The sequence below is a fragment of the Paenibacillus tianmuensis genome, assembly GCF_900100345.1.
GTDB classification, from domain to species: domain Bacteria; phylum Bacillota; class Bacilli; order Paenibacillales; family NBRC-103111; genus Paenibacillus_G; species Paenibacillus_G tianmuensis.
The window spans coordinates 50,438-75,967 of record NZ_FMTT01000019.1 but is presented as its reverse complement, the minus strand read 5'-3'; the positions used below and the strand labels follow the sequence as shown (position 1 = coordinate 75,967).

Sequence of the window (25,530 nt, the reverse complement as noted above, 5' to 3'; positions counted from 1 at the left end):
ATGATTCAACGTTATTTTTTGGCCGCGTATTTGAAATCCCACGACGCGCCGTAGGGGTGATAAACAAGTCCCTCGATATTTTTTTTCTGGAGGAAGGCGTAGCCTTTATAAAATAACGGCGCCACGACAGCGTCCTCGCCGACCAGCAATTTCTCCGCCTGCAGCAGCATTTCCGCGCGCTTCGCTTCGTCGGCTTCCTTCTTCGCTTCCGCAATCAGACGGTCGTACTTCGGATTGTTGTAATTCCCGCGGTAAGGCGTGTGGTTGATCCAGAGATCCAGATACGTCATGGCATCGTCGTAATCGGCTCCCCAAGCGGTGACGGCCATCTGATAGCTGCTGTCGTCCATCAGCTTGTTGCGGGCCTTCTTCGGCATCGACTCGATCTCGATCTCCGCTCCGAGATTTTTCTTGAATTCGCTTTGCAGGAACGTGCCGACATCTTTATTCACCGTGTCATCCAAGACGAGCAGCTTGATTTTCGGCGCGTGACCGAGCTCCTTCACTCCTTGAGCCCACAGCTCCTTGGCCTTGGCTGCGTCAGGCGCAGTCACCTTTCCCTGCATGTCGCGGAACGATTTGCCGCCTGCGCCGTTCATAAGATCGGGGATCAATCCCACGGCTCCCTTCGACCCGTTATTCAAAAGCTGCTCCAGCACCTTGCTGTCGTAAGCCAATTGAAGCGCTTTCCGGATGTTCGAATTGGATACGTCGCCCGCCTTCAAATTAAATTGCAGGTAGGTCGTCGCAAATTCGATGTCGGAGCCGAATTCGGGACTCGTTTTGTTAGCGCTCACATCGGCGGATGACAGATTCACCCGATCCAGCTCCCCGACCTTAAACAAATTCAAGGCGGTGTTCATTTCTTTCACCACTTTAATATTGACTTTATCCAGCCTCACCGAGCCGTTGTCCCAGTAGTTCGGGTTTTTCTCCAATAGCGCACCGCCGGCCGGGTCGAACTGGGTCAGCACGAAAGGCCCGTTGTACAGCATATTTTCCGGTTTCAGCGCGAAGTCTTTTCCTTTTTCCTTCACGAATTTTTCATTCAACGGATAATATGGAATAAAGGATACTAAACGGAGGAAAAAGGGCGTCGGATTTTTCAGCTTGACCGCGAGCGTCTTGTCATCCTTCACCGCAATGCCGGAAACATCGGCCGCTTTGCCTTCGGCGTACTCCGCCCCGCCTTCAATATAATCTGTCAAAATAAAGGCATACCCGCTAAGCGACGTTTCCGGCTTCATCGAGCCGAGCCACGCAAATTTGAAATCCGCCGCCGTCACCGGGCTGCCGTTGCTCCATTTCAGGCCATCGCGCAGGGTAAAGGTGTACGTTAATCCGTCTTTGGAAATATCTACTCCTTTGGCCATCGCCGGCTGCGGCACGTTTTTCTGGTCCAGACGGTACAGCCCTTCGCTAACATTGTTCAGGATGGTGAAGGAAACATTGTCGGATGCGGAAAACTGGTTCAAATCCGTAATTTCCGTTTCCACGGACAAGGTGATTGCTTTCCCGCCGGTCGTTTGATCCCCATCCTTCGAGGCGGCTTGGCCGCTTGGCGATTCCGCGCCTTGGGGAGCTTCGCCGGTAAAATTGCAGCCGGACAAAACCATACTGAACATTAACAATAAGCTAACAAAACAAAAAGTCCATTTTTTCATGCAACACGCCTCCGGATTGATTCTTTGAACATTTTTCCTGTTCGCGCTTCCAAACTAAAATTGACCTATGCCCGCTCCTTTCTTTTTATTTTCTCCACTGTCGTTAATAAAAGAATAGGAAAACCGCATTTCTAGATAAGTAAACCTCACAAAACGATTAGTTAAGCGATTACATTTCGTTCTTTTATTACCTCCGTGTTAGTAATGAAGATATTACCATCGATTCCAGCATGAAGTCAATCGTTTTTCTATGGTTGCGGACCGCTTGCAATGAAGCGCGGCACATTAACATGTGACCAAGCTCGTTAAAAAAGCTGACGCCGGTTCGTGACCGCGTCAGCCCTGGTTCATGCTTCTTTCTACCCTTTGGTCCAAGCTTATCTTGCCACGGAACGGCCTGCGCAAAGCCCTTTCGTTTACGTATAAATCCCTTCGCGTTCTTCCTCCGCCGCTTTCCGCTGGAGCCGCTCCATCAGCGACTCCAGCGGTTCCGGAGCCAGCAGCTCCACCGGCGAAATCCCCCGGTCGAATTGCAAATCACCCTCCAGCACAACGACGTACCGGTCGCCAAGCTTGGCGATATGCAGCCGGTCGCCGAAATCGGCCAGCAAGGCGCGAACGGACATGTTGCCGAGCTTGAGCTTCATTTCGAGGTCGGGCTTTTGCTCGACCATGACGGACGTCGCTTCCATCACCTGCGACTGCTCCCACTTCTCTTGCAATTCGCGCTGTTCGCCGCATGCCCACAGCTCCATCGCCTCAAGCTCCCGCTCCTTGGCCTCCGGCTGGTCTTCGAATACCTCCTCGACGTACTGTTGCACGAAGCCGAATACCTGCTCATTCATCAGCTCGGGCACGGACTTTTCATATTCGACGTATTTCAAAAAATCCTCGAAATACCGGGCATGCGACGACTGGTGGATTTTCAGCTCCCACAGCTCCGTCATCCCCGGTTCCGGCATATAGGGATACATGATCGACTTCATATTTTTGGCGTTGATCGCCATCTCGACTTTATTGAGCAGACTCCGCTCGTCCGTAATGCGCGCGATCTTTTGCTCGAAGTCGCATTTGAACACGAACAAGAACGGCTCGTCAGAGTATTGACTGAGCCTTGCGCGCACGATAAACATGGCCCCGCCGCGAATCGCGCTGGCATCCATGTAGGTCGTGACCAGCTCGTCCGCATGGCCCTTGAAATGCTCAAGCGTCTCGGCGGCGCGCAATCGGACGAACAAGTTGTAATTCGGGTTGCTGTCCAGGTCGTACCCGGGCTCGACCGCGAAACGACCGATTTTGGTCGGCACCTGTTCGGCCTTGGCATGACGTTCGGCCTTGCGCTTCGCCGTCTTGGCGAACTCGCCGTCCAGAAATCCGCTCAGCTCGCACGCCGCGTAATCGTCACCATCCATAGTGACATAGTGCTTGCTGCGCTTGCCCGGCGTTCCGTCTTCCCCGTCCACTTGAATGACAAAAAACGAAATATAGTCCACGTCAAATCTCATCTTGAGCGTCCTTTCTGTCGTATCTGGATCAAGCCGTGAAAAGGCCGAATTTTAGTATACTACAAGCCCGCCCCCTGTCATAGAGGCAAAAAGTTCGAACCTGGTTCCCACCGCCAGCCGAGTCCCCTTGGTATGATCAACCTTTCAGAAATCCTTCTGAATTGTATTTTGCTTGGAAAATCTACTATGATAAAAGGAGTACAGAGATAAGGGGAGATAGAGATGAACCTATTGCATGTCGTCCAGCAATTGTTTGAGCAGTACGGATATTTCGTATTACTGATCGGTATACCGTTGGATTTTATTGCACTGCCGATTCCTCCGGGAAACAGCACCTTGGCCTATACCGGTTATTTGTCGTTCAAAGGCGTGCTCACTTCGCTCCCGGCCTTTGCTGCTGCGCTGACGGGAGCGCTCATTGGCGTGACCGTGACTTATTGGATCGGGTACAAGGTCGGCATGCCGCTGATCGAACGGTTCGGCAAATGGCTGTCCCTAAAACCGACCATAATAGAGAAGACGCGCCGTTACTACGACAAGTACGGGGACAAGCTGCTGCTTATCGCCTTTTTCATTCCCGGCATCCGGCAATTCCTCGGGTATTTTATCGGCATCATCCGCGTCCCTTATCGTAATGTTATCATCTATGCCTATACCGGCACCACGTTATGGGTCACTTCGTTTTTTTTGGTAGGATATGCTTTTGGTGAGCAGTGGGAGCAAATGTTTATGCTTATCGAACGAAATTTGAAGGTGTTCTTTGTCGTATTGGGCTGCGCCGCGGTAGTCTTTCTCTTGTTTCGGTGGTTTAAACGCGCACGCAATAAAGCATGAATGCAAAAAAAACGAATCGACGGCACACTTCACCGCCGATTCGCCGCTTGGTTACCGGATCACGCCGCAGCCGATGCGCCCGCCCGCATTGCCGGCAGGGTCCGTCCTAAAATCGTCCGCCTTCTCGTGAATGACGAACGCCGTACCGCCGGGCTTGCGCAGCGAATGCGGCTGCCCTGGCTCCAGCGTCAGCTGTTTGGCGACGAAATCCGCCTTGACCTTACCTTGTTGATCCGCTTCAAGATTCGGAAGGTCGCCTGTATGCGGTCCTTCCGAATTGTTCAAGCCGTGTTTCCGGGCCTCGGGATTGAAGTGCGCCCCGGCCGAAGTAAAGTCAGGCGCCTCGCATTTACCGGTCTCATGCACGTGGAAGCCGTGCGGTCCCGGCGACAAGGAAGCGGCTTCCAGTTCAATCCGTACGCCGCCTCCCGATTCGGCCGGAGTCAGCTTGGCCGTTCCGATCGTCGTTCCCTGCTTACCCAGGATGTTCACCTGAACGGCTTCCTTCGCTTCATTCGCCATCACGGCGGCGCTGTCTTCCGACTGCTTCGGCTCATGCCGGTGCTGCGGCTTCTCTGTTTGTCCGAACCAAGCCCGCAGGTCGTGCTGACAGCCGCTAAGCATAAGCAGCGACACCGTGGAAATCGCCACCGTCTTCCATCGCGTTCCCAAAGATTGCTCCCTCCTTAACGTTCCACAAGCTACATTAGACCATTGTTTACCAAAACCGGAGGCCATAAACGTCTTGAGGCTAGTTCAGTTCGAGGAGCGACATGACTCGTATTGAATGAAATCGACGTAGGAGCTTACCGGACGGATGGGAGCGAAGCCGCTGAAGGTTACAGAGCTGCTGCCGACTGATCTGGACTACCGGCTCACACATCCGGGCACGGCGGAGCCTGAGCATTGGAACCGCGAACGCAAAGGAGACCTTGCCGCGCTTGTGCGAGAAGGTCTTGGCGAGCCTTGGATTATCGTGCACGGGCTGCTGAGCGGGCCAACGACTTCATCCCGCCGTCAGACCGTTTCTTGCCGCTTCGCGGTGAGAAACGGATTACGCCACTCCATCAGCATCGCGTAATTCAGGGATTCTTCATCCTCCAAATAATTGGAAACCAATTTCACCGGCGTTCGGCCGCACCGCAGAAGGAACGTCAGCACCGGGTCTTTCCGCTCTCCATCCAGCACGCTTCGCACGTAGTCTTCGGCAGTCATCTCCCCGGCTACCCGGTGATACCCGGGCAGCCGGCCGCCGCCGAGCAGCCGCTCCAGCTTCAGCTCGACGACCACCTCGTACATGGAGAGCATCAGCCATTTGCCGAGGCCGAGCTTCCGGTAAGCCGGACGCGCGCATATGTCCACGATATACAGCGTGTTGCCGGACGGGTTATGGCTGCGGATATACCCTCCGTCGGTAATCTCCTCCCATGTATGATCGGCATGCGCGGGATCGAAATCGACCCGCAAACCCGTCACCGATGCGGCCAGTTCGCCGCCGATCTCCACACAGAGCGCACCTTCGGGAAACCGCTCGACGTGATTCCTGAGCTGCTCCTCATTCCACCACAGCTCCGAAGGAAACGGCGGCGGAAAGCTTTCCTGCTGAATCCGAATCAAGCCGGCGAAGTCCCGTTCGGTGTAAGAGCGGATCGTCGCCTTAACGGGACGGTCTCCGTCGAATACGTACATGTCTTTCCAGTACGAGCCCACAGCCGTTCCCCCTTACTTCCAATCCGGATACAGATCGGTGCGCCGGTCTCTCCAGGTCGTAACGGAGCCCTTTTCCCGCACCTCGTACAGCAGCGCAAGGTCCAAATCCCCAGTAATGATCATATCGTCGTTGATTTCCCCGGCCGTCATCAAACCGCCCGGTGGGAACGGCACATCGTTCGGCGTAATGATCGCAGCCTGCCCGAAATTGCCTCGCATAAAATCGACCGTCGGCAGCGAACCGACCGTACCGGTCGCCACGACGTAAATTTGATTCTCAATCGTCCGGGCATGGCATGTATAGCGTACCCGGTGGAAAGCGTGCCGGTCATCCGTACACGACGGGCAGAAAATAACGTCCGCCCCGCGCGCCCGGGCCATCCGGACGATCTCCGGAAACTCCATATCATAGCAAACGAGAATTGCGATCCGTCCTTTATCCGTGTCGAATATTTGAAGTGCATCGCCCGCTGCCATGTTCCATCCTTTTACTTCCCACGGGGTAATGTGCAGCTTGCGCTGTTCGGCCACCCGGCCGTCCGGATAGAACAAAAACGCCGTATTGTATAACCTGCCGTTTTCTTCAATAATGTGCGTTCCTCCGATCAAGTGCATGCCGGTTTCGCGGGCCAGGCCTTGGAACAGCTCCTTATACTGCCGCGTATATTGCGGCAGCTCCCCGATCTGGAGCGCTTCGCCGCTCCCGTCTCCCCGGCCTATGGACATGAGCTGGGTCGTGAACAGCTCTGGGAACAGCACGAAGTCCGATTCGAACTCCTCCGCCGTCCTGACATAGCTCGTCACCTGCGCAGCAAATTGTTGAAAGCTGCCAATCGTATGCAAATGGTATTGTACCGCTGAAACTCTCAGCTTCATTTATGTCATCCTCCCGTTCCTGTTTCGTCCGTTTCGCCGGTCCCCTCCAGCAATCGTTCTTCCGACCGTTCTTCGATCGGATCGAAAAATAAAATATGCGGCTTTTTCAAGCACCAGGTCGTCATGCACCGCAGGTTCTCCACGTTCACCGTCTTCAGCGGCTCCACCTGTAAAGCATGATGCTTTTCCGCCGTGCGCTCCAGCAGCCCCGAGTCGGCCAGAAACCGCTCACTGCCGTCCGGCAGCACGTGCCGGCCGCCGCCCAGCGGACGGATGCGGTCCTCCAGGCCTTCACTCGAAGCGAGACGCGCGAACAACAGTCCCCCCGGCTTCAGCACCCGCCAAAGCTCCGATACCATCTGCTGAAAATGAGTTTCGCTTTCGGCAAAATGAAGCACCGCACAAGAGATGACGACGTCAAACTTATCGTTGGCGAAGCTCATTTTCTCTACCGGCTCCACACGAAAACGCTCTTCCGGCGAAATGCGCTCTCCGTCCGGCGCAAGCTCGCGAGCCAAAGCGCGGACCGCTTTCACCGCTTCGGCCGACCGGTCCACGGCCCACAGGTCATAGCCTTCGCGCAGAAAATGGACCAGATTGCGTCCATTCCCGCATCCTGCATCGAGCAACCGCATCCCGGGAGCGATTCTCCCTTTCAGCAGCTGGTCGAACAAATAAATATCGATATTTCCGAACTGCTCCCGCACGTTCATGCTTTGCGCTTCACTCGCTTCCAAATGGTGGCGTTTATCCGATCATTATATCACAATCTCACACCGGACGGCATCCGGCAATGCGGGTGGACGAATCCGCTGCGACGTAATCCGGTAAACAAAAGCGAACCGGAACGTTACCGTTCCGGCGGAAGAAAAAATAAAGTCTTAACCGGCGATTTTGTCCGCTACGAACTGCACATCCGTACCGTCGATCACGCCATCATTGTTCAAATCGTACAGACTGTCGTACCCCGGCGGTCCGACACGTGTTGCGAAGCCAGCGTTCAAAAAGCCGGGCCAGGCCCGCAGGCGGAATGCCTGCGTCGTTCCTTGAGCTGCTTTCGTCTTCACCGTTGTCACTGGATTATTCAGGCTGACATTGCCTGCCGCATCCACAGCTTCGACGGTAAACGTATACGTCGTATCCGGCTGCAATCTCCCTACGTCATAGGAATAGACGCTGCCGTAAACCGAGCCCGCGACGCTGCCGTCTCGGTAAATGCGATACCCCGTCGCCCCTTGCGCCAACGTCCAGCTCAAAGTCAGCGACGACGACGTCACATTCGACGCGGTTAATGTGCTGCCCTCGGGCCATACCGGCCCGCTCGGCGCAGGAGCTACGATGAAGCTGGTGATCGACTCCGCCCTATTGTTCACTTTGTCCCATGAAACAATTTCCAATGTATGCCTGCCGATGCTTAACCCGTGGGCGGATGCCGTCATGGTACGAGTCTCGGTATTATACCTTGTATATGGCAAAGATTGACCGTCAACAGTAACCATGGTTGCGTACACCCCTACCCCGCTGTCGGTAATGACAGCCGATATCACGGGATCAGGAGTATAGACTACCGCCTGATCGGCTGGCCGGACATCGCTAATGACAGGAGGCTCCAGGTCGCCGTCGCCCTTCGTCATTGTTAATTCGGGACCGCCGCTGGTCCATGCTCCAATGTCTCTAGCCTCCACTTTGAAGGTGTAGGCCGTGCCGGGAACAAGACCGTTAACCTCTCTCTTTGTCTCGTGACTAAACAAGGTGTCAATCGGTATGCCGTTTTTATACAACTGATAATATTTTACATTTTTCGCCGGCGTCCAAGATAAGATAGCACTGTCTTTTCCCCACTCCTGCGCTTCCAACCGGCTGTCTGGCGGCCAAAGCTCTATTGGAATTTCCGTCCACGCCTTTTTTGTCAGACTCTTCTGGCTAATGCGCCCCACTCCATCGAAAGCTTCGACGGAGAACATATACCACGCTTGCGGCTGCAGTCCCGTCACGGTATAGGAATAAACTTCACCGTAAACCGAGTCCACGACGCTTCCGTCTTGGTAAATCCGATATCCTGTCGCCCCTTGTGCAGGCGCCCAGTTCAAGGTCAGCGACGACGACGTCACCTTCGACACACTCAGCGTGCTGCCCTCGGGCCATACCGGTCCGTCTGGCTCAAAGGCTACAGTGAAACTTGTGATCGTCTCCGCTTTATTTCCCACCAGATCATCTGCTCTAATCCGCAATGTATGCTTGCCGTTGCTCAACCCATAAGTCAGTACCTTCACAGTCCCCTTCTCCACATCTTCTTTTATACCATCGAGGCATTCCTCATCAAGATACACCGCGATTCCTGACCGCGCTCCTACCCCTCTGTCGGACACAACAGCCGATATCACCGGATTAGGAGTATATACCACCGCATTGTCGGTTGGCTGCACACTGCTAATGTTAGGTGGTTCTTGATCGCCATTGTCCTTCGTTATGGTTAATTGGGGACCGCTAGTCGTCCATTTGCCGGTTTCATTGCCCGCTTCCACTTTGAAAGTATAGGTTGTTCCTGGAGTAAGTTGGTCAACAAAATACGTATTGCGGTTACCCAACTCCGTGCCAAGCAAGTTGCCGTCCTGGTACACCCGATATTCCTTTGCATTTTCCGCTGGTGTCCAAGTTAGATTAACACTATCTTTTTTCCACTCCTTCGCTTCCAATCGGCTGCCTGCCGGCCAAGCCGCAGGTGGAAATGTATTGTCATTAAAAGTTGCTTTCAAAGCATTCGTGCTCACGATACCGGAGCGACTTACCGCGAATACCTCGTATTCATACGTCTGGCCGGGAGACAGCATAGTATCGGTAAAGGTCTCGGTATAATTGTCCGTAATCACAGGTGTTAGCAATTCTCCGTTTCGATACAGCAGGTAATAGAGTCCGGCCCGAGGCAACTTAAAATAATTTTGCCGACAATCCCCTTCCCTTCAAGCTTCAGTTCGCTATTCGCAGGCCACACAGGAGCATCCGCCGGAGCCTCGAAGGGCGCCGTTGCCAAAGGAACATAATTCACCTGTATATCGCTGCCCAGTTTAAGCTTCGAAGCGACCTCCTGCTCGTCGGTCGTTCCCCAATAATTGTTTTGAAGCGGTACAGGGTCCGAGCTATTATAGGTGTTGATTACGCCGTTCCACCCGTTGCGAAGTATATTACTTTCGGTCACAGGAATCGCTCCGTCAAAGCCGACTGCGTTATCGGATAGTTCTCCGCGCTTGAAACGGATCGTATTTTCCGGATCTCCCGTCGTGCTGAGCAAACCGATTTGATTGCCACTCACCTTGGTATCATATAGATATATAGAAATCGTTCCGAACATGCCGTTGAAAACGCGGTCGACATAAGCGCCGTACGCATTCCCTGTAACAATGGAATCGTATATGGCTCCCGAGCCCTTGAGTCCATACGAACGGTTTCCTTCGATGCGGCTTTTGACGACTATATTATCCTTATCCTTTCGTTCCTCGGAGTCCCCAAGGTCCGTCACCCCTCCTCCGTTATTGCGGATAAGGCTGTCATAGACAAAGATCCGGCTGCCTCGAATCGCCGTACCGTTATTTTCAAATACTGATGAAGCTACGTTAAAGTTTTTGATATCTCCGTACAGTGCAGTCTGATTGTTTGTGAACTTGACATGATCGATAATCGCAGGGTTCTTGTTAACGATGGGGTAGGTTCCGGCGTCAATGGCCGCAGTGGCGCCGGTAAATTCGGCATGCTTGATTCGGACGGTATTCGTATCGATATATTCCAGGTCCAATCCTTTCCAGCTTGGAACGGACTGCGGGGTTTCCGGGCCGAATAAGACCGGTTCGTTTTGCGTGCCGTTCACGAGCAAGTTTCCTAGCACTCTGAGCTGCGTATTATCACGGAACTTGACAACAACACCCGGCTCGATGGATAGTGTGACGTTATCATAGATGAGAACCGTTGTCGTCACGATGTAGGGACTGCTGGCTTTGGTCCATACCGTATCTTGGCCGATATCGCCCGATATTTGCGTGCCGCTTCCGGATGAAGCTTGGGGCGGCTGAAGTTCTTCCGCCGATCCGGGGAAAGTAAAAGCAATATGTGCGAGAAAGAATAAGAACAATGCGCTGATCGATAGCTTTTTCATGAAGATCCTCCTCTTGGTTTTGGATTTTCCGTCTGAGCCAAGATGCGTGAATCAAGCTAACTCCGGCAACGCTTAAGCGATGAAAATCTCCGCACCCCCTTTACTTCACTATTCCCCCAAATAATACCACCCATTTCTTCTAGAAATAAATAGTTTTTTGCTAAAGAATTCTAAATATTTCAACAAAAACCGCCGCAAAAAAAAGAAGAGCTCTCCCGCCCCCGGCGAAAACGCTATACGAACAGTCTATGTCGAATTTGCCGGACGAGCTGGAGCAGTTGACGATGAAGGAAATCGCCGAACGCGCCGGATATCCAGCGTCAGCTACTATAACAAGCGGCCGACAGCTCTATTTGCGCCGCTAGCCCCGGCGCTCTCCGGTCAGTTCCCCGGCTGATAGCTTTCGCTCCGGTTGCGACCCTCCTGCTTGGCCCGGTACAGCGCCTTGTCCGCCATGCCGACCAATTCGAGCGGCGAGAGCCCCGCATACGGAATGGACGAAGCAGTACCGACGCTGACGGTGACGTACTCGGACACCGACGATCCGATATGCCGGATGCGAAGCGCTTCCACTTCCCGGCGGATGCTCTCCGCCACGGCGGCGGCTTGCAGCCTTCTGCATGCCGTCAGAATGACCACAAACTCCTCCCCGCCATAGCGGGCAGCGAGACCGTCCATGTTGCCGACGACTCGCTGCAGAGCGCCTGCAACCTGTTTCAGACAAGCGTCTCCGCCTTGATGGCCGTACGTATCGTTATACGCTTTGAAGCAATCGATGTCGAGCATTATGACGGATAGCGACTGCGAATACATCGCCGCTTTGGCCCAGGCCGCATCAAGAAATTCGTCGAACGCCCGGCGGTTGGCTACTCCGGTCAGCCCGTCGCGGCGCGATAGCTGCTCCAGCATGCGGTTAGCCTGCATCATGGTCTCTTCAGCCTGCTTCGACTCCGTCCTGTCGACGATGATCGCCAAATAGCCAAGCAAGCCGTCCCCGCGTTCTCTCACTTCGCTGAGCATCAGGTGGACGTGAAACCGTTCTCCGTTGCGCCGGACGAAGGTCCATTCCTGTTCATGGCCTTTCCCTTCGGACAAGCCTACTACGAACACCTCCAGATCATCCACCGGTCGTCCTGACTGACGCTGGAGCTCCTGTTTTCTAAGCGCAAACTCCTTTGGCTCCACGATCGTGCCTGGAACCCGCCGTCCGATGGCTTCGTCGGCAGGAATTCCGAACATTCGTTCCGCTCCGGGATTGAACACTTTAGCGACACCGGCCGGGTCGGTAAAAATAATCGCAACGCCCGTCGCCGAGCGAAAAATCGCTTCCTGCAGCGTAAATGATCGCCGGTACTTGGCTTCGCTTTCCTCCAATTGATAGACGAGACGGTTGGCATCGGTCAAATAGCGGATCAGGTATGCGACGAACAGACCGCCAGACAAAATGACCGCGACAAAATAAAGGTTTACTTTCCAGCTTTGCCATCCGAGCAGGAAGAACAAACTGAAGGTGATGACTCCAATGCTTGCCGCGATGGAAAACAGCCATTTTTTCCAATAATCCGTAATACGCTTCGCAAGGATACCGCTGATCAGGCCGAGAAGCACGGCTGTCGTGGCTGCCGTCAGAGAAGACGGAGTCACCCCGAACATCGCAATCCGGCCGGTGGCGATGATCAGGCCCGCCACAGCCGAAGCGTAGATCCCCCCGAAATGCGCTGCCGCGATAATGGCGATCTGCCGAAAATCGAGAATTGTCGTCCCGTCGATCCTGACGCTGAAGAACATCAGTAAAATGCCAAAAAACCCGTGCGCCCCTCCGATAACGAAACGAAACTTAGCGGGTAGAAACGGCTTCCGTTCATGGTTGCGCAGGAGGCGGCTTGACAAAAACATAAATGCAGTTAATAATGCCAAATTAGCGATGAATAATTGGAACACAGACCGCACCCCCTCTATTTCTCTGTGTTGTCGATCATAGCAGACACGTATTAAAAAAGTGTTAGGACTTTCGTGCTATTGTATTAAGACTAAACGACCCCCGTTGAAAGGAGCCTGTCATGAAATCACTCGTATTAGCGGAAAAGCCGAGCGTCGCCAAGGAAATCGCGCGCGTTCTGGGCTGCCAGCAGAAGCATAAGCATTATATGGAGGGCCCCGGTTATGTGGTGACCTGGGCATTAGGGCATTTGGTCACGCTGGCCGAGCCCGAGGAATACGATCCAAAGTACAAAAACTGGAATTTGGAGGATTTGCCTTTGCTCCCCTCGCGGATGAAGCTGAAAATCATTCGCGAAACGACGCCGCAATATAAGGCGATCGCGCAGCTTGCCCGGCGCGGCGATCTGGAGCAGCTCATCATTGCAACCGATGCCGGACGCGAGGGCGAGCTGGTCGCCCGCTGGATCATGGAAATGATTCATTGGAAAAAACCGTTCAAGCGGCTCTGGATTTCCTCGCAAACGGACAAGGCGATCCGCGACGGCTTTGCCTCACTGAAGCCGGGACAGTCTTACGACCCGCTTTACCGTTCCGCCGTTTGCCGGGCGGAAGCGGATTGGCTGATCGGCCTCAACATTACACGCGCCTTGACCTGCAAGCATAACGCCCAACTGGCAGCCGGACGCGTGCAAACGCCGACGCTGGCGGCGATGATGGACCGCGAGCGCGAGATCAAATCGTTCCAGTCGAAAGACTATTGGATGCTGCGGGCGCAGTTTGGCTCGTTCCAGGCCGTATGGCGGAGCCAGGCGCATCCGGACGGACGCCTGTTCGATAAAGCCGCAGCCGACGCGCTGCTCGAACGCTTGAATAAAGCGCGAGCGGCCAAGGTTACGCAGCTTAAAGTCACGGAGAAGAGCGAGCCCCATCCGCTCGCCTATGATTTGACCGAGCTGCAGCGCGATGCCAACAAGCGGCACGGCTTTACCGCGAAGCAGACATCGAACGTGCTCCAGCGGCTGTATGAGCAGCACAAGCTTGTCACGTATCCGCGCACCGATTCGCGGCACTTGTCCTCGGACATGGTCTCTACGCTTCCCGACCGGCTCAAGGCTTTGAACGTCCAGCCTTACGCGCCTTGGATCAAACCGCTGCTCTCGAAGCCGCTTCCGGTCTCCAAGCGCGTCGTCGACGACAGCAAAATATCGGACCACCATGCGATCATTCCGACGGACGAACGCCCGCAGCTGCACAATTTGACAGCCGAGGAGCGCAAGCTGTATGACCTGATTGTGCGCCGGTTCATCGCGTTATTCACTCCGGCGTTCCGCTATGACGAGACGTCGGTGACGCTGGAGGTCGGAGGAGAGCATTTCCACGCCAAAGGGCGCATCGTGAAAGAAGCGGGCTGGAAGGCGCTGTATGAGGCAACCGCATCGACCGGAGCGGACGAGGACGACGAGGCGGCCGAAGACGAACCGGCCTCCCGGCAAACGCTGCCCCCGCTCCAGCTCGGAATGGAGCTGAAGGAGTTCCGGCTCAACCAGCACAAGCAGACAACCAAGCCGCCGGGCCGTTACACCGAGGCGGCGCTGCTTGCGGTGATGGAAAAGCACAATCTCGGTACGCCGGCGACCCGTGCCGATATTATCGAGAAGCTGCTGCAGACCGATACGATCGAACGCCGCATGAACACGCTCCAGCCAACCGGCAAAGGCGCCCAGTTGATCGAGCTCGTCGTACCCGAGCTGCGTTCCCCGGAGCTGACAGCCGCCTGGGAGCAGGAACTGGAGCGCATCTCCAAAGGCAAAGGCGACGCCGGCAAGTTCATGGAGAGCATCCGCAAACAAACCGAAGCCATTGTCCGCGAGGTCAAGGCGAGTGAGGCGGAGTACAAGCCGCATAATCTGACCCATTCCCGCTGCCCCGAGTGCGACAAGCCGCTGCAAGAGATCAAGAGCAAGCGGGGCAAACTGCTCGTGTGCAGCGACCGGGAATGCTCATATAAACGGGCCGCGGAGCCTGCACTTTCGAACAAGCGTTGTCCGCAATGCCACAAGCGGATGGAGATCCATACGGGCAAAGCGGGCAAATACGCGCAGTGTCGATCATGCAACGTGATCGAGATGCTCGGCGAATCCGGCGGCGGCGGACGCGCAGCCAAGCGGCAGCAAGCCCAGCTTGCCAAGCAGTACAGCGATAACGTTTCGCTCGGTTCCAGCCTGGAAGAAGCGCTGAAGGCCGCGATGGCGAAAAATGAAAAAGATTGAAGCCGCATTTGGCTTCAATCTTTTTTTAGCGCATATGTTCCACTGTCGGCCGAACTTCCCGCTCATAATACTCTCGCAGCTGCGCTTTTTCCTGCTCCGTAAACTGGTACTCGCAGTCTCTCCCTTCGTCCTGCGGGACGATTTCGACGATGTCTCCCCGGCGCGTACAGACGATGAGCGCTCCCAGTTCAACGATCCCTTCCGGCGCCTCGCTGTCCTCCGCCAGCTCCATACTTACTTCCACTTCGATCCACTGCTCGCTGCGCACCTCTGCCCGGGAACGAAACCGCGTGAACCGCAGATCGCGGATGTCCGGATTGCCGTATTCGATCATCTCGCGTTCACCCTTTCTTGCCGGACCGCAACAGATTTTCCAGCGCATGATCGATCACCGGATAGTTATACCGAAATCCGAGGTCGGTGACGACTTTCGGAAATACTTGCTGACCATTCAACAAAAGCTCGGACAATTCGCCGAACAACGCTTTCAGCACAAATGCCGGAACCGGAAACCAGTACGGTCGGCGGAGCGCTTTGGCCAAGCTGCGTCCGAACTGGTCATTCGTCACCGGAATCGGCGCCGTCGCATTGACCGGCCCCTCGATCTCTTCGTGCTCGATGCAGAACTCAATCATTCGACACAGGTCTTCAATATGAATCCACGACATGATTTGACGGCCGCTGCCGACCCGTCCGCCGACACCGAGCTTAAACGGCAAGCTCATCTTTGGAAAGGCGCCTCCGTCGTTGCCGAGCACAAGTCCGATCCGAAGCAGAACGACGCGCGTATCGGGGATATGCTCCGCCAGCATCTCCCATTGGTCGACGACGCCGGACAAAAAGTCCTCCACGCTCAGCTCGCTTTCCTCTGTGAACGTCCCGGTTTCCGACGTGCCATAGATCGATATCCCGGATGCATTCACCAACACAGGCTTTTTATCCAGCTGTTCGATAAGGGCTTGGACGCGGTTAACCGCATCCAAACGCGATTCCAGAATCCGCTTCTTGGCTTCCTCCGTCCAGCGCTGATTGATCGTTTCCCCGGCCAGATTGACGATCGCGTCGACACCCTCCAACGGTTTCATGTTACTTTCCAGTTCATCCCATGTCATATGGCGAATCAACGGATGATCCGAACGTCGCTTTTTCCGTGAAATGAGGATTATCGTATCTTTTTTTTGTAAAAACAACTGGGTCAAATGTTTGCCGACAAAGCCGGTCCCCCCTGTAATCGCGACCTTCATGAATGTTCCTCCGCTTACACTGATATCTATTTGACATTCATTATATCGGAAATCGCTTCGTGAAGCCATGCTGCGCCGAAAATCTTCACTTCCCCTTCTACTCCTGTTAAAATTTACCGCGGCGAAAGAGCTGGGCACACCAAAAGCCCGCATGTCTCCAGCGATGAAATGATCCATTTCATCCACTGAAGACGGCGGGCTTCTCGGCGGCGCCGATTGTCAAACCGTCGTGGTGTGCTTTGGCGCCGATCCGGCGAAATAGCGTTCGATGAAGCGGAGCGCCTCAGGCAGATGCCCTCCGAAGTACTCCCAGTTATGATCCCCTTCGAAATCCATATACTCGTGCGGGTAGCCAATTTGCTCCAGCAACGCCTGATAAGCGGAGTTGAGCGGGAAGAACGAGTCCGATGTCCCGCAGTTGAAATGAAGCGCGGGCCGGACTTCCTCCTTCACCCTTCGTGCAGCCAGCACATGCAAATCCAGCTCTTGCGCATAAGGCCCGTGTACGGGTCCGATCATCCGGCACACTTCCGTACGAAGGAACTCTTCCGTCATAAGGCTGACCGACATGAGCGCGCCCGCGATACTGGCGGCCGCCCCGAAGAGATGCGGATTGCGCAGCGCCAGCACGAACGAGCCGTAGCCGCCCATAGACAGGCCGCAGAGAGCTCGATGGGAAGGAGCTGCAATCGTGCGGAACTCGCGGTCAATCGCAGGAATAAGATCGTACAGGAAATAATCCTCGAAGCGTCCCGAGCCGTCAAACCAATTGACGTAAAACGTGCCGTGGCCGTAACCTCCGTCGCTGACCATCACTACGATGCTCTCGCGCAGGTCTCCGGAAGCCATGAGTTGTTCGATCGTTTGCTCGGCGTTTCCTTTCACGCTCCAGCTCGTTTCGTTCCCGTATAGCCCGTGAAGCAAATATATAACCGGGTAGCGGGTGTCCTCAGACTCGGTATAGCTCGGGGGAAGATAGACGTAGCATAGCTTGCGCGCAAACAACGCGCCGGAAAAAAACGCTAACGGCGTCACTCCCATTGCGGTCGCTCCCCTTTCCTTAGCCTCAGCTTGCGGCCTTAGTTCAATGCGGCAGTCATGCGTTTTTCGTTAATATTCCAATGCGAAGCGTCCCAGACCACTTCTTTGTTCTTGATATATAACATTTGCGGCGAAACGTGCCTCAATCCTGTATCCTCGGTAATTTGGTTGGACACCGGACGGGACTCGATGACCTTGACCAAAACATACTCAATATCCGGGTTCGGCGTTTTGCTGAGATAAGCCTCGTATTCCTGCATCGCGATGAAACTGATCGAGCATGCCGTGCTATGTTTGTACACAACGATCGGTTGTTCCGTCGTCGCCGCAAAAAGCTGTTCCCATTCTTCATTTGTTGTAATTTCTTTCCACTGTGCCATACCGCTTCCTCCGTCTCCTGAATCAATTGGATTTATCAAAATAATAATGGTCGGCCTCCACCCGGTCCCCGAGCTGAAGGATACCGTAGGAATACCGGGGCTGCCGGCGCTTGTCGGTCGGCGATCCGGGATTGAACAGCAGCATGCCTCCGCGTTCTTCCTTGTAAGGGATATGCGAGTGGCCGAACAGCACGATATCCGCCGTTCCTTTCCCTTCCGCGTCGCGGAAGGACTCGTAAGCCGTATCGGGCGTAGAACGACCGCCGTGCCCGTGTACCATCCCGATGCGGTATCCGCCGAGCTCAAGGAGCTTGCGGCGGCCGAAGCGTCTAACGATGTCCACACCGTCGTTGTTGCCGGCAATCCCGTCAACCGGGGCCAGCGCCTCAAACAGATCACACACGACCTCATCTACCCAATCTCCCGCGTGCAGGATCAGATCGACCCCCTGCAAGCCTTGAACAAGCGGCTCCGGCAGCGCCCTGGCCCGGCTGAACATATGAGTATCGGATACGATTCCGATGCGCATAGCAGCTCCCGCCTTCCAATTACATTGATTTCTTCATTTTACCATACAACCACGGGAAAAGAAAAAAGCACCGCGAGGGTGCTTGCCGTATCGAACCCAGAAACCCGTGAACAATCGAGGTCCACGGGTCGTTCGAGCGGTCCGCCGGTTTAAGCTTGCGGAGTACCCGCCAACTCAAGCGCTTGAGACGAAATTTTTTCTTTGAACTTGGACATGCAGTTGCACAAAAAGTCTTTGCGGCAAATCGGGCAAGGCTCTTTCAACAGCCGGTTAATATGGGTTGGCGTGACGTTGCCTGCCGTATCCCGTTCGTAAATAAGACGGCAAGCCGTCCGATCCTTCAATTGTGCTACGATTTCGAACAATCCGTTTTTCGGATTGTGACTGACGATTTTGGCATCGATGACCTGTGGTTGGTACGCCATCTACAGCACCTCTTTCAACGATATAGTGAGCGGCAAAAATTATCGTACTATCGATCATATCGTTTTTTAACGGTCGCCGTCAAGCAGTTTCCCGACGCCGCCCAAAATGCTGCCCTCCTCCTTGCGTCCGCCCGTCCGCGCCGCGCTCGTCACCCGATCCGCCAACCGGCTGAACGGCAGCGATTGAATCCACACCCGGCCCGGTCCGCGCAGCGTAGCGAAGAACAGCCCTTCGCCGCCGAAGATCGCCGTCTTGATGCCTTTGACGAACTCGATGTCGTAATCCACATCCTGCGTCATCGCGACCAGACAACCGGTATCCACACGGATCAATTCGCCCGGGCCCAGCACTCGCTCATGAATCGCCCCGCCCGCGTGAACGAAAGCCAGACCGTCGCCTTCAATCTTCTGCATGATGAAACCTTCCCCGCCGAAAAACCCGGTGCCCAGCTTGCGCTGAAACTCGATGCCGACCGAAACGCCCTTCGCTGCGCACAGAAACGCATCCTTTTGGCAGATCAGCTTGCCGTTCAGCTCCATCAGATCCATCGGCAAAATGCGGCCGGGATAAGGGGAAGCAAAGCTGACGCATTCCTTGCCCGTTCCCCGATTCGTGAACGCGGTCATGAACAAGCTCTCGCCCGAAAGCAACCGCTTGCCCGCGCCGAACAGCTTTCCAACGAAGCCTTTGTTCTGGTCGCTGCCGTCGCCGAAAATCGTTTCCATCTGAATGTTCTGGTCCATCATCATCATCGCTCCGGCTTCGGCAAAAACAGTTTCTCCCGGGTCAAGCTCGATCTCGACAAACTGCATTTCCGAACCGATAATCCGGTAATCTAACTCATGTGCATTCATGGACGATCTCTCCTTTTAGGGGGCTTGTACCCGTTTCAAAATGATGGAATGTAGAAATTTCGGAGACCGCGGCATGCGCATACTGGGGGTTCGCGGCCTCAAGCCTTGTCCGGCCCGTACTCGATGCGCAGGTGCGAAGCCGCCTCCTTGGCCTGCCGGCGGGCGGCTTCTACCGTCTCCGCCGAGCTCAAAGCGACAGCCATGCGCCGGCCCGGCTTCGTCTCCGGCTTGCCGAACACGCGAACTTGGGAATTCGAGACCGCCAGCGCCTGTTCGAGACCGCCGATGCGAAAGTACGACGTTTCCCGGTCCGCTTTCAGCGTGTACGAAGCCGCTGGCGTCAGCAGCCGCACATTCGGAATCGGGAACCCGAGGATCGCCCGCACATGCAGGGCAAACTCGGACAAATCCTGCGAGGCCATCGTCACCATTCCCGTATCGTGCGGTCGGGGACTTACCTCGCTGAAGTACACCTTGTCCGGCGCAAGGAACAATTCCACCCCATAAATGCCGGCGCCGCCAAGCGCTTCAGTGATCGCTCTCGCCACCCGCTGGGCCTCTGCGATTTGAGCGTCGCTCATCGCATGCGGCTGCCAGGATTCGATGTAATCGCCATCCTTTTGGATATGACCGATAGGCGCGCAATAGGTCGTCCCGGAGACGGATCGGACGGTAAGCAGGGTAATTTCCGAATCGAACCGGATGAATTCTTCCACGATGACGCGGGTCTTTTTGGCCCGGCCGCCTTCCATCGCGTAGTTCCAGCAAGCTTCAACGTCTTCCGGCGCGCGGCAGACGCTCTGCCCTTTGCCCGAGGAGCTCATAATCGGCTTAATGACGCACGGCGTCCCGATCGTCGCGACAGCCTCCCGCAGCTCCTCCAAGCTATCGGCGAACGCATACCTTGCTGTCGGCAAACCAAGCGTCTCCGCGGCCAGCCTGCGGATGCCTTCCCGGTCCATCGTCAGCCTTGCGGCGGTTGCCGTAGGCACGACACGATAGCCTTCGCTTTCCAGCTCCACCAAGGTGGGCGTCGCAATCGCTTCGATCTCGGGCACAATAAGATCGGGGCGTTCTTTCTCAATGATTCGGCGCAGCTCCTCGCCGTCCAGCATGTTGATGACATAGGATCGGTGCGCCACCTGCATAGCGGGCGCATTCGCATAACGGTCGACCGCGATCGTCTCTACGCCAAGACGCTGAGCTTCAAGAATGACCTCCTTGCCCAGCTCGCCTGCTCCCAGCAGCATCATTTTTTTTGCGTTCGTCGATAACGGTGCACCGTACATGGAAGGTTCCTCCTGAATGATTGGTATGATTTTCATGAAAGTCCTATCGCTGTTATACTTTACTTTATTCGATTTTTCAACTCTATTTCGCGACAAGAAACGACAAATTTCGTTCAGAAACAGGAAAAGCCCCACCACGCCTGAGGCGAACGGAGCTGCCGGAACTTCAGGTTGCTGGAACCATCAAAAAACGAAACAAAAAACTTACTTTTGTCAAGTAACTTATGCTAAAATGAACAGTAAGAAGAGGTGAAAACGATGACAGATCATCCGCATCATTTATGTCCCAAGTTCGAAGCCGCCTTTGAAATTTTAGGCAAGCGCTGGACCGGTCTGATTATCCGAGCATTATTGGGAGGGCCGTGCCGCTTTAAAGATATCTCCGAGATGATTCCCGGGATGAGCGACCGCATGCTTGCCGAACGCTTCAAAGAGCTGGAAGCCTCCGGATTAATCAGCCGGCACGTCTATCCCGAGACGCCGGTCCGGATCGAATACGAATTAACAGATAAGGGAAAAGCACTGGAACCGGTCATGAATGCCGTTCAAAAGTGGGGCGAAACGTGGGTCAAATGACCCCGTTTCTTGTCATTCCCTCTCATGCTACAATGGAAGAGGCGTTAATCGTGATGGACAGGCTCGGCCATCCAGGTGACCGGGTAATAAAACATACGGTGCCCGCACTGCGGGCATTTGATTTTCATATTCGTTTCCATACTGGTTTCTCCGCATCTTAAGGCTTTCTATGAGTTCGATTATGATTATGAAGGACATTCATTTAAAAAGTAGCAGCCGCATATTTGATTTTTATTAAGTTTCTTAACATAATATCTAAGACTTCATTGCGTCGAGGTGCCACGCCATGTCTACAGTATTGCTGGTTGAGGATGATCAAAGTATTGCGGATATGATATCCATTTACTTGAGCGAAGAAAATTACACCGTGTATTGCGCAACCGACGGCAAGCAGGGCAAAGAATTGTTCAGCCGGCATGAGCCGGATGTCATTATTCTTGATTTGATGCTTCCGGATACGAACGGCATCGAGCTGTGCAAGCACTTTCGCACCGTCTCCAACGTACCGATCATGATCGTTTCTGCCAAAAACGAGGTATCCGAACGCGTCAACGCGCTGATGATCGGCGCTGACGATTATTTGTGCAAGCCGTTCAGCATGCGGGAGTTGGCCGCGCGGACGAGTGCGCTTCTGCGCCGCTCCGCCTTAACCCAAACAGTCAGAACTGCAGCTGCGGACCCCGTTCCGGCGGAAACGAAGGACATCGTCCTCGATTTGGAAAAGCGGGGCATCTACTTGCACGGTCAAGCGGTGGAAACGACGTATTCGGAATTTGAAATCATGAAAAACTTCTGGCTTCATCCGGGCAAAGTCTTCTCAAGAGAAGAGCTGCTGAACAAAATTCGTGGTATCGATTCCTTTGTGACCGAACGTTCGGTCGACGTACATATTACCAATCTCCGCAAAAAAATCGAGACGGACCCTAAAGAGCCTAAATATATCAAAACCGTATGGGGCGTCGGATATAAATTCGAAATGCCAATGAAGGCCAATTAACCGGGCTCACCAACGGCACACTTGTATCTACACAAAAATCCGGTCGGGCACGCAACCTTGTCAAGCGTTGCGACCCGCCGGATTTTTGCATACGGCGACATCGTTTATTTGCGGGTGTTGGCATCGTCCGGAAATACGTGCAGAATCAGGGTGTTGAACTCGTTCACATAATTGGACGTGGTACCGCGCTCCTTCTCTTCCTTCGCATAAAAGCGGACGCGCTGCACGAAATTCGGATTGGCTGATACATATACCTGCTGAATGTTGGTAGGCGCCATCGACAACACCAGCTTGCGGATTTCATCGGCCTTTCCGGTCGACAAGCCCCCGTTTTCCGTCCACGAATACCGGTTCGGCCCTTTTTCGCTTCCTCCGAATATCCCGACTCCGCCTTTCGATGTTACCTGATATCCCAGCATGTCCGGAGACGCCTCGGCTTCCGGGCTATGCCCGTCCAAAACAACCGCCACATAGCCGTTCACTTCCGTCAGCAGCACTTGAGCCTCGCGAACGCCGGAGATGCTCTTCACCCGCTCTGCGATCTGCGGCGCAAATGCAATCGTACCCGCCGAGTGCCGGTTCGTCATATCGAGCTGTTTTCGTCCGCTATATTCCTTCCCTTGGCGGGCTTGCTGCTCGTCTACCCAACGCTGCTTGACCCCAAGCGATCCGTCTTCGTTATTGCGGGAATCGCGATCATACAAGGCTTGCCGCCGGTAATCCTCCAGCCCGCCGCCCGGCCGGCTGGCCTGCGGTCGATTCCCGCCGCAGGCGCTTTGCAGCAGCAAGCAGCCGGCGACAGCGAACAGAAGCAGCCCCTTTCGGTTTATCACGGTGTTCATCCTGTCGTGTCCCTCCTGTAAACGTGCCCTCGTAAGGCTCACGCTTAGGATGAATCACCCGCCGGAAAATATGCGCAGCGCTACTTCTTTTCGCTATCGCCTCGATTTAACCGCTCCAGCAGCTCGCGAACTTTCTGTTCCGATACGTCTCCCGCTTGCTTAAAGAGCGCAAGCTGCTCCGCAATGTCGCGGCCGATCGCTTCGTGCTCGGCCTCTGCCGCCGCATAGCCAGGATCGAACCACACATAATCACCTTCGGGGCCATTGCGCAGGAACGGCTTGCTCCAGTGGGCCGGATAATCGTAAGGCGCTTCCCCGAATAATAAGCCGAGCACCTCGTCGCTTTCCAGCGGCATCAAATGGTGAAACGATTCTTCCTGTCCAGCATCCGGTCCCGCCGGGATCGCGGCCAAATTCCGGTGCACGTAGGCGTAATGCAGGTAATGCTCCCCGGTCGCCTTGTCTTTGGCGATCTCATACAGTTCAAGCGCATCTTCCTTCAACACGCGCACGGAGTCGAGCCGCTCCCCGATTTCTTCGCCCGAAATACGCTTCCGGCTGCTCCAGGACGCGTTCGGTTCATTTGCTTCGAACATCATGCTAAGCCCCCTCAGCTTTCTTCGATTCCTCACTAAGCCGCAGCGTACGCCGCGGCAGCCGCCATTTGTACACCACCGACAGCATCCGCAAAATAACAATAAGCGCAAATAGTCCAAGCAGTGCCCACGACCCTTGGAACCAGCCGATCCCGATCAGAAGTCCCGCGAGCATCCCCCAGACCGCATAGATCTCGTCACGCAGCACAAGCGGCTTCCGTCCGGCCAGCACGTCGCGGATGATTCCGCCGCCGATCCCGGTCATCATCGCCGCTACGATGACGGCGCTTAGCGGAGCATTCATCTGAACCGCATACAGCGCCCCTTGAATGGAAAAAGCCGCCAAGCCGAGCGCGTCGAACAAGGATTCCCATGTTTTCCAGCGGCGAATCCAGCTGACAGGAACGATAAAAACAAGAAACGCCGCGATGAGCGCCGTTTTCAAGTAAAGTCCCTGCGTCCAAAGCGTGTTAACCGGAATGCCGATCAGCAAGTTCCGGACGACCCCACCGCCGAACGCCGTCACAAACGCCAGCACAAAAACTCCCAAAATATCGTAATCTTCTTCCATGGCAACGACCGCGCCGGAAATAGCAAACGCGATCGTGCCGATAATACTGAATAATTGCAGATTGACTTGAAGCAGCTCATCCATGAGGGTTAATCCAAGCTCCAATCCAGCGTGACGAGTTGACCTGTACGGGACGACTCATAGATCGCTTCCAGCACTAAACTGTTCGTCAGGCCTGACATTGCAGACGTAAGCGGTTCGCGATGCTCCCGGATACATTCCAGGAAGTGGCGGCTCATACGCTGACGAGGCCCTTCATCGTTCGAATCCATCGTCAAATCCACATCGGCGGTCCGATCGAACAGCTCGGTATGCAGCGTCCCTCTGCCTGCGCGCAGGGAAGCGCCTCCCTCGGAGCCCATCAGATAAATGTAAGGTCCGTTATCGATAAAATCGGTATTGGCGGCCCAGCTTACATCAAGCGACAGCGTGCTGCCGTTATCCAGCTTGATTAGAGCGGTTGCCAGGTCTTCAACGTCATAGAAGCCGTTCCAGTCCGTTTTGCCCCAAGTACCGATGCCGCGCTTCTTCGGTCCGAACTCGGCATACGTCGTCCCGAAGACGGAGACCGGCTTCGGATTGCCCATCAAATGCAGCGACAAATCAAGCATATGCACGCCGATATCGATCAGCGGCCCGCCGCCGGATTTATTCATTTGCGTAAACCAAGAGCCCCAGCCCGGAATCCCTTTGCGGCGCATCCAGCCGGTCTTTACATTATAGATGCTGCCGAGCGCACCTTTGTCGATTTGTTCCTTCACCTGCATGTTAAGCGATTCCCAACGCATCTGATGCGACATCATCAGCACTTTACCCGACTTCTGGCGTGCCTTGACAATTTCTTTGGCGGAAGCCGCATTAACAGCCATCGGCTTTTCAAGCAGAACGTGCTTGCCGGCTTGAAGCGCTTCAATAGCAATGGGGGCATGAGCATCGTTCGAGACGGCCACGATCACCGCATCCACGCTCGGGTCCTGCAGCAATTCCTGATAGGTTGTATAAACGTTCGGAATGTTGTATTCCTCCGCCCGCGCGATAGCCAAAGGGTGGTAGACGTCTGTCACAGCCGTTACAGCGGCGTCCGAGAGCTGTAAAAATTCCTGAATGTGTACGTTGCCGATGTTGCCGGCGCCGATGACGCCGATTTGTATTTTGTCGTTTGCGCTCATGCGTTAGGCTCCTTCGCTGACGGTTTTCTATGTTTTCAAACAGTTCCACTATACCACAAACCTCGGGCA

The 25,530-nt window shown here is 54.7% G+C and carries 26 protein-coding genes; 5 read left to right on the top strand and 21 right to left on the bottom strand.

The window, feature by feature from the left end:
- Positions 1-11: 11 nt before the first annotated feature.
- Together BLO51_RS14350 and BLO51_RS14345 are read right to left on the bottom strand one after the other, a co-directional pair.
- Positions 12-1,625, bottom strand: coding sequence for a peptide ABC transporter substrate-binding protein (locus BLO51_RS14350; protein WP_245719667.1), 1,614 nt, complete (start codon positions 1,623-1,625; stop codon positions 12-14).
- 455 nt (positions 1,626-2,080) lie between these two features.
- Positions 2,081-3,169: a DUF3900 domain-containing protein gene (locus BLO51_RS14345; RefSeq protein WP_090672868.1), complete on the bottom strand. Its 1,089-nt coding sequence runs from the start codon at positions 3,167-3,169 to the stop codon at positions 2,081-2,083.
- A 222-nt stretch (positions 3,170-3,391) separates the two neighbouring features.
- Here BLO51_RS14345 and BLO51_RS14340 point away from each other — a divergent pair, with 222 nt between their 5' ends.
- Complete coding sequence (locus BLO51_RS14340) at positions 3,392-4,003, top strand: DedA family protein (RefSeq protein ID WP_090672866.1); 612 nt, start codon at positions 3,392-3,394, stop codon at positions 4,001-4,003.
- A 51-nt stretch (positions 4,004-4,054) separates the two neighbouring features.
- On the opposite strand, the gene BLO51_RS14335 is transcribed toward BLO51_RS14340, so the two are convergent.
- On the bottom strand, positions 4,055-4,675 hold the full coding sequence (locus BLO51_RS14335) for a superoxide dismutase family protein (RefSeq protein ID WP_245719666.1): 621 nt from the start codon (positions 4,673-4,675) through the stop codon (positions 4,055-4,057).
- Positions 4,676-4,820: 145 nt separating this feature from the next.
- Here BLO51_RS14335 and BLO51_RS28605 point away from each other — a divergent pair, with 145 nt between their 5' ends.
- Positions 4,821-5,084, top strand: a complete 264-nt coding sequence (locus BLO51_RS28605; protein WP_143006891.1) for a hypothetical protein — start codon at positions 4,821-4,823, stop codon at positions 5,082-5,084.
- Here BLO51_RS28605 and BLO51_RS14330 read toward each other — a convergent pair.
- The 6 genes from BLO51_RS14330 to BLO51_RS14305 all read right to left on the bottom strand — a co-directional run bounded on the left by BLO51_RS14330 (position 5,021) and on the right by BLO51_RS14305 (position 12,677).
- Positions 5,021-5,692: a GNAT family N-acetyltransferase gene (locus BLO51_RS14330; RefSeq protein ID WP_090672918.1), complete on the bottom strand. Its 672-nt coding sequence runs from the start codon at positions 5,690-5,692 to the stop codon at positions 5,021-5,023. The two genes, BLO51_RS28605 and BLO51_RS14330, sit on opposite strands and share 64 nt — an antisense overlap.
- A gap of 33 nt (positions 5,693-5,725) precedes the next feature.
- The gene (locus BLO51_RS14325) at positions 5,726-6,589 is read right to left on the bottom strand and encodes a carbon-nitrogen hydrolase family protein (protein ID WP_090672862.1); all 864 of its coding nucleotides are present in this window, start codon (positions 6,587-6,589) and stop codon (positions 5,726-5,728) included.
- A 5-nt stretch (positions 6,590-6,594) separates the two neighbouring features.
- A complete protein-coding gene (locus BLO51_RS14320) occupies positions 6,595-7,326 on the bottom strand; it encodes a class I SAM-dependent methyltransferase (RefSeq protein ID WP_245719665.1) in 732 nt (243 codons plus the stop codon).
- A gap of 144 nt (positions 7,327-7,470) precedes the next feature.
- Complete coding sequence (locus BLO51_RS14315; RefSeq protein WP_090672860.1) at positions 7,471-9,459, bottom strand: fibronectin type III domain-containing protein; 1,989 nt, start codon at positions 9,457-9,459, stop codon at positions 7,471-7,473.
- Positions 9,460-9,464: 5 nt separating this feature from the next.
- Positions 9,465-10,736 (bottom strand): right-handed parallel beta-helix repeat-containing protein, encoded by a 1,272-nt coding sequence (locus BLO51_RS14310; protein WP_090672858.1) that lies wholly within the window; start codon positions 10,734-10,736, stop codon positions 9,465-9,467.
- Positions 10,737-11,117: 381 nt separating this feature from the next.
- Positions 11,118-12,677: a diguanylate cyclase domain-containing protein gene (locus tag BLO51_RS14305; protein ID WP_090672856.1), complete on the bottom strand. Its 1,560-nt coding sequence runs from the start codon at positions 12,675-12,677 to the stop codon at positions 11,118-11,120.
- Between the two features lie 119 nt (positions 12,678-12,796).
- Here BLO51_RS14305 and BLO51_RS14300 point away from each other — a divergent pair, with 119 nt between their 5' ends.
- A complete protein-coding gene (locus BLO51_RS14300) occupies positions 12,797-14,947 on the top strand; it encodes a DNA topoisomerase III (RefSeq protein WP_090672854.1) in 2,151 nt (716 codons plus the stop codon).
- A 25-nt stretch (positions 14,948-14,972) separates the two neighbouring features.
- Here the strand turns inward: BLO51_RS14300 and BLO51_RS14295 are convergent, their stop codons facing one another.
- The 8 genes from BLO51_RS14295 to purT all read right to left on the bottom strand — a co-directional run bounded on the left by BLO51_RS14295 (position 14,973) and on the right by purT (position 20,710).
- A complete protein-coding gene (locus BLO51_RS14295) occupies positions 14,973-15,281 on the bottom strand; it encodes a hypothetical protein (RefSeq protein ID WP_090672852.1) in 309 nt (102 codons plus the stop codon).
- A 7-nt stretch (positions 15,282-15,288) separates the two neighbouring features.
- Positions 15,289-16,191 (bottom strand): TIGR01777 family oxidoreductase, encoded by a 903-nt coding sequence (locus BLO51_RS14290; protein ID WP_090672850.1) that lies wholly within the window; start codon positions 16,189-16,191, stop codon positions 15,289-15,291.
- 219 nt (positions 16,192-16,410) lie between these two features.
- The gene (locus tag BLO51_RS14285) at positions 16,411-17,232 is read right to left on the bottom strand and encodes an alpha/beta hydrolase (RefSeq protein ID WP_090672848.1); all 822 of its coding nucleotides are present in this window, start codon (positions 17,230-17,232) and stop codon (positions 16,411-16,413) included.
- Between the two features lie 38 nt (positions 17,233-17,270).
- Positions 17,271-17,612, bottom strand: coding sequence for a bacillithiol system redox-active protein YtxJ (ytxJ, locus tag BLO51_RS14280; RefSeq protein ID WP_090672846.1), 342 nt, complete (start codon positions 17,610-17,612; stop codon positions 17,271-17,273).
- 22 nt (positions 17,613-17,634) lie between these two features.
- Positions 17,635-18,141: a metallophosphoesterase family protein gene (locus BLO51_RS14275; RefSeq protein ID WP_090672844.1), complete on the bottom strand. Its 507-nt coding sequence runs from the start codon at positions 18,139-18,141 to the stop codon at positions 17,635-17,637.
- A gap of 149 nt (positions 18,142-18,290) precedes the next feature.
- On the bottom strand, positions 18,291-18,566 hold the full coding sequence (locus BLO51_RS14270; RefSeq protein ID WP_090672842.1) for a hypothetical protein: 276 nt from the start codon (positions 18,564-18,566) through the stop codon (positions 18,291-18,293).
- A 66-nt stretch (positions 18,567-18,632) separates the two neighbouring features.
- A complete protein-coding gene (locus BLO51_RS14265) occupies positions 18,633-19,421 on the bottom strand; it encodes a TIGR00266 family protein (RefSeq protein WP_090672841.1) in 789 nt (262 codons plus the stop codon).
- A 98-nt stretch (positions 19,422-19,519) separates the two neighbouring features.
- The gene (purT, locus tag BLO51_RS14260) at positions 19,520-20,710 is read right to left on the bottom strand and encodes a formate-dependent phosphoribosylglycinamide formyltransferase (protein WP_090672839.1); all 1,191 of its coding nucleotides are present in this window, start codon (positions 20,708-20,710) and stop codon (positions 19,520-19,522) included.
- Between the two features lie 258 nt (positions 20,711-20,968).
- Between purT and BLO51_RS14250 the strand changes: the two genes are divergently transcribed.
- Together BLO51_RS14250 and BLO51_RS14245 are read left to right on the top strand one after the other, a co-directional pair.
- Entirely contained in the window at positions 20,969-21,286 is a 318-nt protein-coding gene (locus tag BLO51_RS14250) for a winged helix-turn-helix transcriptional regulator (protein ID WP_090672835.1), read from the top strand.
- 286 nt (positions 21,287-21,572) lie between these two features.
- The gene (locus tag BLO51_RS14245; RefSeq protein WP_090672833.1) at positions 21,573-22,283 is read left to right on the top strand and encodes a response regulator transcription factor; all 711 of its coding nucleotides are present in this window, start codon (positions 21,573-21,575) and stop codon (positions 22,281-22,283) included.
- A 104-nt stretch (positions 22,284-22,387) separates the two neighbouring features.
- On the opposite strand, the gene BLO51_RS14240 is transcribed toward BLO51_RS14245, so the two are convergent.
- The 4 genes from BLO51_RS14240 to BLO51_RS14225 all read right to left on the bottom strand — a co-directional run bounded on the left by BLO51_RS14240 (position 22,388) and on the right by BLO51_RS14225 (position 25,461).
- Positions 22,388-23,125: a YhcN/YlaJ family sporulation lipoprotein gene (locus tag BLO51_RS14240; protein ID WP_090672831.1), complete on the bottom strand. Its 738-nt coding sequence runs from the start codon at positions 23,123-23,125 to the stop codon at positions 22,388-22,390.
- An 80-nt stretch (positions 23,126-23,205) separates the two neighbouring features.
- Entirely contained in the window at positions 23,206-23,721 is a 516-nt protein-coding gene (locus BLO51_RS14235) for a hypothetical protein (RefSeq protein ID WP_090672914.1), read from the bottom strand.
- A 4-nt stretch (positions 23,722-23,725) separates the two neighbouring features.
- Positions 23,726-24,376 (bottom strand): trimeric intracellular cation channel family protein, encoded by a 651-nt coding sequence (locus BLO51_RS14230; RefSeq protein ID WP_090672829.1) that lies wholly within the window; start codon positions 24,374-24,376, stop codon positions 23,726-23,728.
- Positions 24,377-24,381: 5 nt separating this feature from the next.
- Positions 24,382-25,461 (bottom strand): Gfo/Idh/MocA family protein, encoded by a 1,080-nt coding sequence (locus tag BLO51_RS14225; RefSeq protein ID WP_090672827.1) that lies wholly within the window; start codon positions 25,459-25,461, stop codon positions 24,382-24,384.
- Between the last annotated feature and the right edge of the window lie 69 nt (positions 25,462-25,530).

What these genes read in the sequence shown, in the direction of transcription:
- BLO51_RS14245 (WP_090672833.1), top strand. Translation starts at nt 21,573, where the DNA reads ATGTCTACAGTATTGCTGGTTGAGGATGATCAAAGTATTGCGGATATG.
- BLO51_RS14250 (WP_090672835.1), top strand. Translation starts at nt 20,969, where the DNA reads ATGACAGATCATCCGCATCATTTATGTCCCAAGTTCGAAGCCGCCTTT.
- BLO51_RS14325 (WP_090672862.1), bottom strand. Translation starts at nt 6,589, where the DNA reads ATGAAGCTGAGAGTTTCAGCGGTACAATACCATTTGCATACGATTGGC.
- BLO51_RS14265 (WP_090672841.1), bottom strand. Translation starts at nt 19,421, where the DNA reads ATGAATGCACATGAGTTAGATTACCGGATTATCGGTTCGGAAATGCAG.
- BLO51_RS14275 (WP_090672844.1), bottom strand. Translation starts at nt 18,141, where the DNA reads ATGCGCATCGGAATCGTATCCGATACTCATATGTTCAGCCGGGCCAGG.
- BLO51_RS28605 (WP_143006891.1), top strand. Translation starts at nt 4,821, where the DNA reads ATGGGAGCGAAGCCGCTGAAGGTTACAGAGCTGCTGCCGACTGATCTG.
- BLO51_RS14270 (WP_090672842.1), bottom strand. Translation starts at nt 18,566, where the DNA reads ATGGCGTACCAACCACAGGTCATCGATGCCAAAATCGTCAGTCACAAT.
- BLO51_RS14230 (WP_090672829.1), bottom strand. Translation starts at nt 24,376, where the DNA reads ATGGATGAGCTGCTTCAAGTCAATCTGCAATTATTCAGTATTATCGGC.
- BLO51_RS14340 (WP_090672866.1), top strand. Translation starts at nt 3,392, where the DNA reads ATGAACCTATTGCATGTCGTCCAGCAATTGTTTGAGCAGTACGGATAT.
- BLO51_RS14345 (WP_090672868.1), bottom strand. Translation starts at nt 3,169, where the DNA reads ATGAGATTTGACGTGGACTATATTTCGTTTTTTGTCATTCAAGTGGAC.
- BLO51_RS14330 (WP_090672918.1), bottom strand. Translation starts at nt 5,692, where the DNA reads ATGTACGTATTCGACGGAGACCGTCCCGTTAAGGCGACGATCCGCTCT.
- BLO51_RS14240 (WP_090672831.1), bottom strand. Translation starts at nt 23,125, where the DNA reads ATGAACACCGTGATAAACCGAAAGGGGCTGCTTCTGTTCGCTGTCGCC.
- ytxJ (WP_090672846.1), bottom strand. Translation starts at nt 17,612, where the DNA reads ATGGCACAGTGGAAAGAAATTACAACAAATGAAGAATGGGAACAGCTT.
- BLO51_RS14225 (WP_090672827.1), bottom strand. Translation starts at nt 25,461, where the DNA reads ATGAGCGCAAACGACAAAATACAAATCGGCGTCATCGGCGCCGGCAAC.
- BLO51_RS14300 (WP_090672854.1), top strand. Translation starts at nt 12,797, where the DNA reads ATGAAATCACTCGTATTAGCGGAAAAGCCGAGCGTCGCCAAGGAAATC.
- BLO51_RS14295 (WP_090672852.1), bottom strand. Translation starts at nt 15,281, where the DNA reads ATGATCGAATACGGCAATCCGGACATCCGCGATCTGCGGTTCACGCGG.
- purT (WP_090672839.1), bottom strand. Translation starts at nt 20,710, where the DNA reads ATGTACGGTGCACCGTTATCGACGAACGCAAAAAAAATGATGCTGCTG.
- BLO51_RS14310 (WP_090672858.1), bottom strand. Translation starts at nt 10,736, where the DNA reads ATGAAAAAGCTATCGATCAGCGCATTGTTCTTATTCTTTCTCGCACAT.
- BLO51_RS14350 (WP_245719667.1), bottom strand. Translation starts at nt 1,625, where the DNA reads ATGTTCAGTATGGTTTTGTCCGGCTGCAATTTTACCGGCGAAGCTCCC.
- BLO51_RS14285 (WP_090672848.1), bottom strand. Translation starts at nt 17,232, where the DNA reads ATGGGAGTGACGCCGTTAGCGTTTTTTTCCGGCGCGTTGTTTGCGCGC.
- BLO51_RS14235 (WP_090672914.1), bottom strand. Translation starts at nt 23,721, where the DNA reads ATGTTCGAAGCAAATGAACCGAACGCGTCCTGGAGCAGCCGGAAGCGT.
- BLO51_RS14290 (WP_090672850.1), bottom strand. Translation starts at nt 16,191, where the DNA reads ATGAAGGTCGCGATTACAGGGGGGACCGGCTTTGTCGGCAAACATTTG.